The following is an 11,970-nucleotide window of genomic DNA, read 5'->3' as shown; positions in this document are numbered from 1 at the left end:
TAAAGGAGCAGCGTAGAACAAACATTTCTACGTTGCTCTTTTCATTGCTAAAAACCGAAATAATTACACTATTTGCCAAAAATGCCACCTCTCAGCTTATGAAAGGTGGCAATATTTAAGGCTGAAACCTTGTTGTAAAATACTGAAAAATAGCGCAATCAATCTGTTTGAGGTGGCAATGCGGAGACTGAAAATAGTTGCCCCTTTTTGCACATCGGCTATTTCAATATTTTGCATCGGACGGATACCGAGGACAAAGAAAAAACCTCTGAAAATCAGTAGATTTCAGAGGTTTGCTTAGGTTTGATAAACTCTTGTGTGATCCGCAAAGACATCGTTTTACTGATGTATCACATTAAAAGTCAATAACTTATAAATGATGTTTGAGGTTGAATGTACCACAAGATTGTACCACATTCAAGGCTCAAAAATCGTCAGCAAATCAATGTTCTCTTGGATCTGTTTATTTCTGCTGTGAATTTAAGTCTTTTTAATCAAATAAATGCCATTTATACAATTTTTAACACTGTCAAAATAGGGATTTTCCCGTGAATTGCTCTTGTAGAGCAGCTTGGATAGGGAAAGTGGGGTCACATTTTGGAGAGGAAAATCAGGTAATCTTTCTGCCAATCCGATGTTCCAGAAAGAGAGTGGGAAGATCTGTCTTTCTTTGTCTGAAAAAGGTGGCGAAAAAGTGGCGGTATCAGTGACGGCAAAGGTGTCCGAAATATCGGACACATCTACCGACGGGCTTGGGGTAACTTGCTAATCCTTAGCATCGGGAAATATGAAAAAGGTGTCCCCAAAGGTGTCGGAAGAAGTGTCCCCAGAGGTGTCCCGAGCAGTGGCGGAAACTTTGTCGGCACAAGTGTCGGTGAAAGTGGCTGGAAAAGCGACGGAGACAGTAGCGCATAAGACCGAGATTTCATATCCGGAACCGTCATCACCGCCAGCCTACCGACAAATCCGACAGCAGGGAACAAACCGACCATCTTAACCACAGCCATAGCCTCATTCTCCCTTCAGTCAATCCGGAAGCAGAGATTTTGGATAAACACTATATCAGTTCATCACGATATGCCATAATCCGACAATCATAGATACCGCTAACTTGAATAATCGCCGTATCAATACATACGATAATCGGAACATCATACGAAGCAACCATCTGACAATGCGAAGAAGGATACAAAGCACTATCACAACAGGCAACATATATATAGCCAGAAGAAGATAAAACATAGCAACAGATATTAAGATGTTCATATACTCCCGACATCGTGCAGTCACAATATCGGATTATCGCTGAATATGGTGCTTTCAGTATGTAAATATACTAAAAATCAGTGAAATATGCAAGTTTTTAAGGCATTATTTTATTAAGAAATATCCGTATTATCATACTATTGTACTATCCGATAATCATATTATCTTATACCGATGACAGGAGTATGACATAATGAGGTAAGGAGAATATGAGGACAAGATGATACGGTTAGACCGGAATATCAGGTTATCTCAGCCTCTGATGCAGGGAATACCGCAATATGTGATGAACACACATAATTATTATGTTCGGAATTTCTTTAGCATCGAGCGACAGCCGGTAACTTCGCGTAACGGCAGGGAAAACGGGTGAAGCCGGGGCTTACATGTTTTGATAAGCAAGTTGTACTTTTCCCCGGATAAAACTGCGTTTTGCCGATGGAAAAGTAACTTGCCGTCTTGACAGCCGGGGCAAATCAGCTCGGAACTCGCCGATTTGAAATCACAGATAACCACCTTATCGTATGCAACGAAGAACCAATAGAATAGAAATACTGCTGACCGATGAAGAACTGACGGCACTGCGCTCAAAGGCGGCGGACTTCGGTAGCGTTAGCTGCTACATCAGATCCGCGCTCAGGGAGTTTTCCGGCACCGACGCCAAGGGAAAGATGGAAGCCGTGGAGAATATGGCAGAGCTGAGCCGGAAACTGAGTGATGAACTTGCATGGGCCGGGAGCAATCTCAATCAGGCGATGAAGCGAGCGAATGAGCTGGCAGTGGCGGGACTGCTCACCGGGAGATATTATAATGACGTGGTACTTCCATCAATAAACGAGATAAAGAGAGTATTGGGTGATATGCAGACCGTACAAAGGGATGCACTCGACAAGATAATAAGGGACGGTATGCGCATCATATAACCAGACAATAATATCAGCTTATAGTCACATACCCATATAATCATATCATAAGGTATGGAGATAATCAGATTTAGGCAGAACCGAGTTGCCTCATACCTGCATGACAACATAGTGGAACCGTCACAATATCTGCCGTCGGCAATATCGGATACAGAGAATATTTCAGCATCAGACAGTAAGACCATAAGATAGCACGATAATCAGATGATAGCGACAATACTTCCATCGAGCACGTCATTCCACGCTGTAGGATATAACGAGCATAAGGTATCAAAAGGAGTGGCGCACCTTCTGGAGATAAAGAACTTCGGACCGGTGGAAAAGATCTCCCGACCGACCGCCGCCGACCTCACGGAGTATCTTCAGAAATACTCCATGAGGAACAAGAGGATAAAGAAAGCGCAGTTCCACGTCGCCATATCATGCAGGGGGCATGAGAAGACGGAAGAGGAACTGCTCGACTTCGCGCATGAATATATGAGGGAGATGGGTTACGGAGAGCCGGGACAACCCATGCTCATATATGCGCACACCGACACTGCCAACACACATATACATATAGTGACGTCGAGAGTGGCACCTGACGGGAGGAAGATAGACCACAACCACGAGAGGGTACGCTCACAGCAGGTCATAGACCGGCTGCTTGGAAACGACCGCATCAAACAGGCGGAACTCGACTTCAAGGAAGCATGTTCCTACAGGTTCACCTCCCTTACGCAGTTCAAGGCACTGATGAACTCGATGGGTTACGAGTGCTACGAGAAAGACGGAACCGTGTCGATAAAGAAAGGGGGCATCGTGCTGAAGAAAGTGCCTCTGGCCGAGATTGCCGGAAAATATCAGGAACGTACCTTTGACAAGCAACGGCGCCGTCAGCTCAGGGCTATCCTGAAAAAATACAGGGACACTTCGGCAGACCGTGGCGAGCTTGCCACCGACATGAAGCGCAAATTCGGCATAGACCTCGTTTTCTTCGGACGCAGTGACTCACCATACGGCTACATGATAATCGACCACAACACCAAATCGGTGATGAACGGAGGGAAGATCCTCCCGATAAAGGAGCTGCTTGACTTCGCCACGCCCGATGAACGGTTTTCACGTATCGACGCACTCATAGACTCCCTGCTGACATCAGATCCGAAAATGAACATCGGGCAGCTCAACGCCATACTGTCTCGTCAGTTCAAGGCTTACGTCAAAGCCGGTGAGATACACCGTGCCGGAGACTCCAGACCACTTAAATCACATATGTGGGAGACATTGAAGCGCAATAACCGTATTTCATGGGTTGAATCCTTCCATCCGACCACTGTGGCAGAAAGGGATTTTCTGTGCCGTATCGGAAAGATACCAACACCCGGCCTCGTGAGCCTGTCGCCTGTCAAGACAAACACATACCACAACAGACTATCAGACCTTCAGGACATCTTCAGCTCAAATCCCGACAACGGGTATATTCTGAGGCAGACGTTCAGGAACGCAGGCTTCAGGATAACCGACATCGACGGCAACCTGTATGCCGTTGACTTCCGCAGCCATGTTATGATAAACCTGAACGCCGAGGGATTCGACACGTCACGACTCATATATAACAGGAGCAGGTACAACCGTAAGAATGACAGAGCATCCGCAATTAAGCCTAAGTCTATCCGGCCATTGAGGGATGCCGGAGCCGGACGTGGCGAGAACAGGGAATGGGAAGTTGGCTACAGAGGTGACTACGACCGTATAGACGATGAAAGCAATCTCAAAAGATAGCCCTGCAATATGTATCCGGTGACACGGTGTGCATGTAACCGTGGTTTCAGACCATATCATTAAGAAATTATGCGAAAGTTTGATTATCAGATAATGAAAAATGTTCGGAATTTCAAATTTAGCAATCACCCGGTGATAATTTTGCCATCGGAAAAAACTAAAAGGAAAGATGAACGATACCGGTATAATAACATTCGCCAATCAGAAAGGAGGCGTCGGCAAGTCCACCCTCTGCGCCATGTTCGCCACCTATCTCACTGGCAAGGGACACAGCGTGGCGATATTCGACACTGACCCACAGCAGTCCATCGCAAAAAAACGGGCCTCCGACATGGAGGTATATGCCGGATGCCCGGTACCGTATGCCGTATATTCGTTCAGACTGAGCAGCGAGCCCGCACTCCTTTCCCTTATAGAGAATATACGTGGCAGCACGCATTTTGACTTTGTGCTGTTCGACTCGGTAGGCAGTCTCACCGACCAGGGACTTGTCGCCCTGTTTGTGAACTCGGACTATGTGATCACTCCTTTTCACTACGATGAACTGAACATACCTCCCACAGCGGAAACCGTAGCATTGATAGTGACCCTGCGTAAAAAAATCGGTCCCGAAATGACAGCACGCCATTTCCTTATTCCCAACTTCCATGTAATCGGCGCCGGGACAGCCGAGGAAAAAGAGAGGTGGGAGGAAGCCGAACTGCAATTTTCAAAGTTAGTCACCGTCACGCCCTATGTGACAAGACGCAAAAAGATGGAACGGTTCAGCACCATGTCCGAGATGGACGAGCAGATGCTGCTTGTCACCCCTGCTTTTGATGCGATATATGAAGAATTAGTTGCAACCAAAACACCAGAACGATGAAAACAGAATCAAAGTACCCCGACATCAACGGGCTTCTCGGCGGACTGAGCAATCTCGCTCCGCCCGACATTCCGCCGGAGACAGGGGACCAGGCTCCAATAGACACACCCGGCAATGCGCCGTCGGCAGATGATGACGACTGGGTGCAGTTCCAGAAGAACCTCGCCCTTTATGCTTTCCGGGAGAGAAAGGACGACAGGATGATATGCAAGCTCGACCGCGACCTTGCCGACTCGCTCGACGACTGCGACTTCGACCGTAAGTGCCGTTCCGACATAGTGAACGCGATTGTCCGCACATTCATCAACCGGTATCTACCAAGGCTCCGGCAATACAGGAAATGCAACCGGTCCCTGCTTGACACACCATAAACAAGATAAGTTATGAGCAAGATTCACTGGACGGAGGAAATGATCTGTTTCCTCAAAGAACGCTTCCCCGATGAAAGCAATGCCTCCATAGCGGAATCCCTCGGAATATGCCGACGCTGTGTTGCGGTAAAGGCGAGGGAACTGGGGCTTGAAAAGAACACTCTTCAGAACCGTTCCGATGCAGTCCGCATCATCATCGAGAACTACGAGGAGAAATCATATCCCGAACTCGCCTGTCTTGCCAACGTATCCAAACGCACCGTGCAGAGGATAGTGGCGGAACTGGGGCTGGAGCGCAACCGAGAGGATGCCTCCCGACTGATCTCACGCCGCAGGACTGAGCTTATTCAACGGGAGAGACGCCGCATCCGCTTCGGACTGCCGCCCATATCGAATATGAAAGTGGTGAGCAACGTCCACCGCATCAATCTGAAGCATCGCCTGAAGAAAGCCGGTTACACGGTGGTTCAGGGAAGTAACGTGGTATTCTACACAGCGGAACTGAAGCGAAGCCCGGTGAGGGAGTCAAACGGCATAAGGCTCGGCCTTGACTTCCGACCATACATAGAAACGGAGCCGGAGTTTATAACACATGTAATATGACAATATGGTATTCGGAGATATATTCCTCGTCCTTGTAGTCCTGCTCTTTATATATTATACCGTGGCCATCGCGATGGATTTACTGATAAAACCTGCATCGGCTGAAAACGCCAAGGAGAACGAGGAGACAGAAATCGACATCACGGAAGAGGCCGCCGGTTTCAGGACAACCGAGATAACACGTGACATGAAGGCCCCAAAGCCCAACGCACCAAAGACGGCTGAAGCTCCAAAAGTCAGACGACCGCTCATGACAAACGGACTACCCGTGGAGAAACTTGTGGCGCAGGTACAGAACCTTCCCAACACCGAAGACGCCGAGCTTGAAGGTCTCGGTGCCATCGTAGCCAAATGTGAGAAAGCCGCCTGACATAATCTATTGAACAGAAACATTCATTACTAAAAAATTCCTTTACTGACCGACGTTTGCCTTTATCGCCCGAAGTTGCCTTTAACGCCCTGCATTGCCTTTACAGCCCGATTTTTTCAATTCCAACAAGAGATCAAACGCATATGCAGAAGATTAAAACAAAATGTCTGCGTGCAGTCGCACGCCTACGCAACTCGGCACCCGTCCGCAAGGGACTCCTTGCGGCAGCCGCAATCACAGTCGCCGCCGGTGACGCAATGGCCGCCAGCAAAGGCGCCGCAGGTTTTACCAAAGCCACCCAGGAGGTCAGCTCATATCAGACCCCCGTATCCAATCTCATGAAGGCCATCGCCGCCGTAATTGTCTTGGTAGGAGCATTTAACGTCTACTTCAAGATGCAGAACGGTGATCAGGATGTCAAGAAGACCATCATGCTCACCATCGGTGGCTGCATCGCCTTCATCGCTCTGTCCGAGGCTCTACCGCTATTCTTCAACTGACGCAGCAAAACCAGTACAGTCATGGCGATATACAACGACGGCTATCCGGTTTTCAAAGGGTTACAGAAACCTCTGGAGTTCATGGGAATAAGGGGACGTTTCCTGACACTCGCGGCAGCGGCCATAGGAGTGTCCTTCGTCGGCTTCATAGTATTCTCCATCGCGTTAGGGAAGCTCGCCGGGTTTATCGCCATGCTTGTAATGGCGGCCATCGGTCTGGTGACAATATATGTCAAGCAGCGCAGCGGACTTCACAACAAGCAACGCAACCGTGGAATCTACATCTATCACAACCTGTTCAAACGCTGACACATGGCAAAACCGCATAAGAAAATATTTGACGGCATCTTCGCACAGCTGGAGGAGACAGACGGCAATGTCGTGCTGTTCGACTCCAAGGGCGCCCCCTCCGTAATATTCGAGATGACAAACCCGGTGCTACATCTATGCACCGACTCGGAGCAGTATCTTCTATTTCAGGACGTGCTGGCCAATATAGTCCAGACACTCGGCGAGGGGTATGCCCTCCAGAAGCAGGACATTTTCTGCCGTCAGAAATACCACCGGGAAGTTCCCGAATCAGCCGAGTTCCTGACTCAAAGCTACTTCCGGTATTTTGACGGGAGGGAGTTCACCGAAATCACCACCTACCTTATAATAACACAGGAGGCGCAGAGAGGCCAGTTCGTCCAGTATGACCCCAAGAAGTGGCTCGACTTCCATTCAAATGTCTCAAAGGTAGACGATATTCTTACAGAGAAAAACATCAGGCACCGGAAACTTACCAAACCGGAGGTGAACGAATACATACACCGCTTCATGGCGTTTCAGTTTCGTCACGGCCCCTTCTCGATGAGCAACTTCCGCTCCTCCGATGAATACCTGCGCACCGGAAACAGGATAATCCGCTCTTATCCACTTGTGGATATTGACGAGATAAACCTCCCTTCCGTAATAAAGCCGTTCACCGAAATGAGCGTCAACGGCTATCCGATAGCGACCGACCTGTTTTCATTCCTGGCCGAAGTGCCCCACACCGATTGCGTGGTCTACAATCAGGTGGTGCAGATTCCGGGACAGCGGAAACTCCTACGCAAACTTCAGGGGAAGGCAAAGCGCCACGGCTCGATGCCCGACCCATCGAACAAGATAGCCAAGGCAGACATCGAGGAAGTCCTGAATATACTTGCCGTCGATTCCTCCCTTCTGGTAAACACCAGCTTCAATATCATGGTGAGCTGTCCCCCCGACAAGGTGACACCCGTCACATCGTTTCTGGAGACAAAGCTGTATGAGTGCGGCATAATGCCGTCGCGCACCGCCTACAACCAGCTTGAACTTTTCGTAAACTCCTTCCCCGGCAACGCATACGGCATCAATCCCGACTACGATCTTTTCCTCACGTTGTCAGACGCCGCCCTTTGCCTATTTTTCAAGGAACATCTGAAAGGGTGTGAGGACACTCCGCTCACCACATTCTATACTGACCGTCAGGGTCTCCCGGTGTGCATCGACATCACTGGAAAAGAGGGTAAGGTGAAGATGACAGACAACGCAAATTTCTTCTGTATTGGGCCGTCCGGAAGTGGTAAATCGTTCCACATGAACAGCATTGTGCGTCAGTTGCTTGAACAGAATACTGACGTTGTTATGGTCGATACCGGCGACTCTTACGAAGGTATCTGCGGCTATTTCGGAGGCACATACATCTCATACTCCAAGGAAAAGCCGATCTCGATGAACCCATTTAAGGTGACTAAAGAGGAATATGACCTTAATTTCGGAGAAAAAAAGAACTTCCTTAAATCCCTGATATTTCTGATCTTCAAGGGTAATGAAGCCCCCTCAAAGATTGAGGATATGCTCGTGAACCAGACCATCGTGGAGTATTACGAAGCATATTTTCATCCTTTCGACAAATTCACAGACGATGAACGTGAGGGACTGCGCCGCAAACTGCTTGTGGACGCCAAGATGGAAGATGATTACGACCAGTATGCGCACGATATGGAGGACATAGAGGAACAGATAAACCGCGAGCCTCCGAAAATAGAGAGCCACGCACTCATCATACCGGCAGAGGAACGCAGGTACAAGATACTCCGACAGTGCCGGACATTCCGGGCCATGCTCACTGACGCGGCAGCGACCGAGGCGGAGAAGGAGAAAGCTGCCGTCATGCTGGAACGCTACAAAAAGGAGCTGCACGAAAATTCCATGCTGATAAAGATTGACAAGCAGATAGACCATATCGAGGACCAGAAACGGCGCCTCAAAGTCGCGGAGTTGTCTTTCAACAGCTATTATGAATTTGCCCTTGAACGAATCCCACAGATAACCTCTCTTGAAAAGGTGCATTTCGACATACGCGATTTTGCTGCAATTCTCAAGCAGTTCTATCGTGGCGGTGAGCTGGAGATGACCCTCAATTCAGACCTCGATACCAACCTGTTCGATGAGCGTTTCATCGTCTTCGAGATTGACAAGATTAAGGACGACCCCGTTCTTTTCCCTATTGTCGTCCTGATAATTATGGATGTCTTCTTACAGAAGATGCGAATCAAGAAAGGACGTAAGGCGCTGATTATCGAAGAAGCGTGGAAAGCAATCGCCTCGCCTACAATGGCGGAATATATCAAATTCCTGTATAAGACCGTCCGCAAGTTTCACGGAATTGCCGGTGTCGTAACCCAGGAACTCAACGACGTGATAGACTCACCCATTGTCAAGGAGGCAATCATCAATAACTCAGATGTCAAGATATTACTCGACCAGTCGAAGTTCAAGGACAGATACGATGATATTTCAGCCATTCTCGGTCTTACCCCCATTCAGAAGCAGCAGATCTTCACGATAAACGCGCTCAACAACCACGACAACCGCAACTATTTCAAGGAAGTCTGGATCTGTCGCGGACAGAACTCCGATGTGTTCGGAGTCGAGGAACCGCCGGAATGTTACTGGGCGTACACCACTGAACGGGCCGAAAAGGAGGCATTGAAAATATACCTCCGTCATTACGGCACCATGCAGGAGGCTATAACCCATATCGAGATTGACAGAAAGAAGGCCGGTATCGGCAAGTATCTTGACTTCGCAAGAAAGGTAAACCAAAAACAGAAAGTAATGCAATTATGGTAATGTTCAGATACATATTCCTCACACTATTCTCCCTGATTGGATACTACTATGCTTCCGCTCAGTACAGGGTTGTGATAGACCCGTATTGTATTGAGGCTGTCAGTCAGAACCTCGCTACTCAAAAAGCTATCGAGGATCAGCACAACAAGCGTCTTGACTCCATCGCTTCCAAGCAGAACAAGCTGGAACAATACACCGTAAGTATGGCTACTATCAAGGAGCTGTATAAGGTAACGATGGAAAATATCTCAGGCTTCGGCACCGAGAGCAAGTATTATACAGAGATAGGACGTTGCGCCCTCGATATAGTGCTTGATGTTCCGGAACTGGTCAAGGTTGTGAACAAGGCGAAGTTCGCCAATAAGGTTCTTTGCCTCAATGAGCTTGCCAATGTGGTGACACAGACGCAGCAGCTTGCGGGGGATTTCGTGAATATCGTGAACAATGCCAGGATAGAGAATCCGCTGAAAGGACAGGCGACTTCCGAAAAGAAAAGCGACGGCTACAATCTCCTTGACAGGTACGAGCGTCTGACACTTGCCAACCGCATCTACTCCGACCTTATGAGCATACGCTACAAGATTCAGGGTATGATGGCTATGGCTCAGTACGCCACTATGAATGACCTCTTTTTCGCCATTGACCCGGAGGGCTGGGCTAATGTGATGGTGATGAAAAATCAGGTAAACGGTCTTGTGTTGTCCTGGAATGGTATTGCAACCAACACCAAATTCGACAAGTGGGTAATATCTGATGCGATTATCAAAGAATATACGGACTTATTCAACTGGGGAAAATGAAAACTTTTGCACTGCTGACACTCTCACTGTTGATGTCTGTTCCGGCTTTCGCTTTCGATTTTCCGAAAGACCTTCCGACTTTTGAGGCTCTTATGGCTCTGCATAAAGCCGTGAAAAAAGACGAGGATCAGGCTTTGACCCGCATCGCCACCAGTTTCGGGGAACAGTCACTTGTGACAAAAGGGGCGACGAAGTTCAATGATGTGCGCACTACCCTTGACACCAAGCTCAACAATGCTCATTCATACGTCGTACTCGCCGGTGCCATTTCATCAACCGCCAATGCACTCTACCTACTCTCCAAAGAGTACAAGGATTTTACCGTCAATACTTTCAAGTATGTGACAGATAAACCCTTCGTTGCGTGGTACTACACGGAGGCAAATGTGGCGGTGTCGCGTGAAATCAAACATTGTTATACCCTCTATGCCTCGGTTGCCGCCTCCGGCATCAACCTTATGAAAGCCTCGATGGATGAGAAACTGAACCTCGTATTCACTCTCAAAGCCACCATTGACCGCGCCCGATATATTATCGACCACGCCAATCTCTACTGCTACCTGATGACCAACTGCGGTTGGAAACCTGACTACATCTGGGAAATACTTACCTCTGACGTAAAGAATGATATTGTAAACATCGTAATCAACAACTGGAATAAAGGATATGAAAATTAGACACTTCACTTTTGCAGTATTGCTGACCGCCGCACTCTCTCTGCCGGGTCTCCTTTCGGCAAAAACGCCGTCAATCCATGACGACCAGAAGGAAAAGCAATGGAAGTCAATGGAGAACGGGCCCTGGGACTTTTCCCCCGACTGGTATTACTACTTTCTCCATAAGAATTACTCCGGAGCCGAGATGTATTGGAAATGGGCAGGTTTCAAATCCGGATACCGTGTAAGGTTCAAGGAGGAGAAATCCAACGTCAAGCGCATCATGCCTGTGCGTGTGACTGCTGAAGAGACCCAGCGCCAGAAGTTAGGCAAGGTCGAGGAGGAACGTAAGAAGGTCGAGGAACTTTACAAGGAAGAACTTGTAAGGGAGGCTGACCGCAATGTGGATCTAACATATTCCTCTTACAAGGAGGAGTTCAACCGTATGCAGGACTGCATCACCGACGGACTGCTGTACTGCCTTAAAAAGAGTGACGGCAAATTACAGTATCAGGTTGACGAGCTTTCAAGGCAGAACGAGATAATCTGTGCCAATGTCGCCTATATCCACAAGACGGGTGTCGGCTACGGTCTCGAAAATGCCAAACGCCAGCAGGCATACGAGGAAGCGAAGGAGCAGATGGGCGAGCTTGTCAGCCGCACCGCCCGGCTCTGTGCGGTGGCAGCAACTCACTACTAATCTCAAATGAT

General features: G+C 48.4%; 12 protein-coding genes. All 12 read left to right on the top strand.

The genetic code is table 11. The features are described from left to right. Positions 1–1,790: 1,790 nt before the first annotated feature. Entirely contained in the window at positions 1,791–2,189 is a 399-nt protein-coding gene (locus K2G41_RS00225) for a hypothetical protein (RefSeq protein WP_300112720.1), read from the top strand. Positions 2,190–2,393: 204 nt separating this feature from the next. After that, positions 2,394–3,953 carry a relaxase/mobilization nuclease domain-containing protein gene (locus K2G41_RS00220; RefSeq protein WP_300112717.1) on the top strand — a complete coding sequence of 520 codons (1,560 nt, stop codon included), beginning with the start codon at positions 2,394–2,396 and terminating at the stop codon, positions 3,951–3,953. Positions 3,954–4,122: 169 nt separating this feature from the next. Then, positions 4,123–4,818, top strand: coding sequence for a ParA family protein (locus K2G41_RS00215; RefSeq protein WP_300112713.1), 696 nt, complete (start codon positions 4,123–4,125; stop codon positions 4,816–4,818). After that, positions 4,815–5,189: a hypothetical protein gene (locus tag K2G41_RS00210; protein ID WP_300112710.1), complete on the top strand. Its 375-nt coding sequence runs from the start codon at positions 4,815–4,817 to the stop codon at positions 5,187–5,189. Before K2G41_RS00215 ends, K2G41_RS00210 begins: the two co-directional genes overlap by 4 nt. A gap of 12 nt (positions 5,190–5,201) precedes the next feature. Then, positions 5,202–5,792 carry a DNA-binding protein gene (locus K2G41_RS00205; RefSeq protein ID WP_300112707.1) on the top strand — a complete coding sequence of 197 codons (591 nt, stop codon included), beginning with the start codon at positions 5,202–5,204 and terminating at the stop codon, positions 5,790–5,792. 4 nt (positions 5,793–5,796) lie between these two features. Continuing rightward, positions 5,797–6,162: a hypothetical protein gene (locus K2G41_RS00200; RefSeq protein WP_300112704.1), complete on the top strand. Its 366-nt coding sequence runs from the start codon at positions 5,797–5,799 to the stop codon at positions 6,160–6,162. Positions 6,163–6,305: 143 nt separating this feature from the next. Next, the gene (locus K2G41_RS00195) at positions 6,306–6,662 is read left to right on the top strand and encodes a DUF4134 domain-containing protein (RefSeq protein WP_300112701.1); all 357 of its coding nucleotides are present in this window, start codon (positions 6,306–6,308) and stop codon (positions 6,660–6,662) included. Between the two features lie 21 nt (positions 6,663–6,683). Continuing rightward, positions 6,684–6,971, top strand: coding sequence for a DUF4133 domain-containing protein (locus K2G41_RS00190; RefSeq protein WP_300112698.1), 288 nt, complete (start codon positions 6,684–6,686; stop codon positions 6,969–6,971). A 3-nt stretch (positions 6,972–6,974) separates the two neighbouring features. Continuing rightward, on the top strand, positions 6,975–9,803 hold the full coding sequence (locus K2G41_RS00185; protein WP_300112695.1) for a TraG family conjugative transposon ATPase: 2,829 nt from the start codon (positions 6,975–6,977) through the stop codon (positions 9,801–9,803). Further along, positions 9,797–10,603 (top strand): hypothetical protein, encoded by an 807-nt coding sequence (locus tag K2G41_RS00180; protein WP_300112693.1) that lies wholly within the window; start codon positions 9,797–9,799, stop codon positions 10,601–10,603. The genes K2G41_RS00185 and K2G41_RS00180 overlap by 7 nt, the downstream gene beginning before the upstream one ends. Before the next feature lie 32 nt (positions 10,604–10,635). Beyond that, on the top strand, positions 10,636–11,280 hold the full coding sequence (locus tag K2G41_RS00175) for a hypothetical protein (RefSeq protein WP_123550510.1): 645 nt from the start codon (positions 10,636–10,638) through the stop codon (positions 11,278–11,280). After that, positions 11,270–11,959, top strand: coding sequence for a DUF5045 domain-containing protein (locus tag K2G41_RS00170; protein WP_300112690.1), 690 nt, complete (start codon positions 11,270–11,272; stop codon positions 11,957–11,959). The genes K2G41_RS00175 and K2G41_RS00170 overlap by 11 nt, the downstream gene beginning before the upstream one ends. Positions 11,960–11,970: the final 11 nt, after the last annotated feature.

Source organism: Duncaniella sp. (assembly GCF_029056165.1).
GTDB lineage: Bacteria > Bacteroidota > Bacteroidia > Bacteroidales > Muribaculaceae > Duncaniella.
The sequence above is the reverse complement of the archived record's forward strand: the minus strand, read 5'-3'. Positions and strand labels throughout refer to the sequence as shown.

Excerpts from the sequence above, each read along its gene's own strand:
- K2G41_RS00195 (WP_300112701.1), top strand. The coding sequence starts at position 6,306 with ATGCAGAAGATTAAAACAAAATGTCTGCGTGCAGTCGCACGCCTACGC.
- K2G41_RS00225 (WP_300112720.1), top strand. The coding sequence starts at position 1,791 with ATGCAACGAAGAACCAATAGAATAGAAATACTGCTGACCGATGAAGAA.
- K2G41_RS00175 (WP_123550510.1), top strand. The coding sequence starts at position 10,636 with ATGTCTGTTCCGGCTTTCGCTTTCGATTTTCCGAAAGACCTTCCGACT.
- K2G41_RS00190 (WP_300112698.1), top strand. The coding sequence starts at position 6,684 with ATGGCGATATACAACGACGGCTATCCGGTTTTCAAAGGGTTACAGAAA.
- K2G41_RS00220 (WP_300112717.1), top strand. The coding sequence starts at position 2,394 with ATGATAGCGACAATACTTCCATCGAGCACGTCATTCCACGCTGTAGGA.
- K2G41_RS00180 (WP_300112693.1), top strand. The coding sequence starts at position 9,797 with ATGGTAATGTTCAGATACATATTCCTCACACTATTCTCCCTGATTGGA.
- K2G41_RS00210 (WP_300112710.1), top strand. The coding sequence starts at position 4,815 with ATGAAAACAGAATCAAAGTACCCCGACATCAACGGGCTTCTCGGCGGA.
- K2G41_RS00170 (WP_300112690.1), top strand. The coding sequence starts at position 11,270 with ATGAAAATTAGACACTTCACTTTTGCAGTATTGCTGACCGCCGCACTC.
- K2G41_RS00215 (WP_300112713.1), top strand. The coding sequence starts at position 4,123 with ATGAACGATACCGGTATAATAACATTCGCCAATCAGAAAGGAGGCGTC.
- K2G41_RS00205 (WP_300112707.1), top strand. The coding sequence starts at position 5,202 with ATGAGCAAGATTCACTGGACGGAGGAAATGATCTGTTTCCTCAAAGAA.
- K2G41_RS00185 (WP_300112695.1), top strand. The coding sequence starts at position 6,975 with ATGGCAAAACCGCATAAGAAAATATTTGACGGCATCTTCGCACAGCTG.
- K2G41_RS00200 (WP_300112704.1), top strand. The coding sequence starts at position 5,797 with ATGGTATTCGGAGATATATTCCTCGTCCTTGTAGTCCTGCTCTTTATA.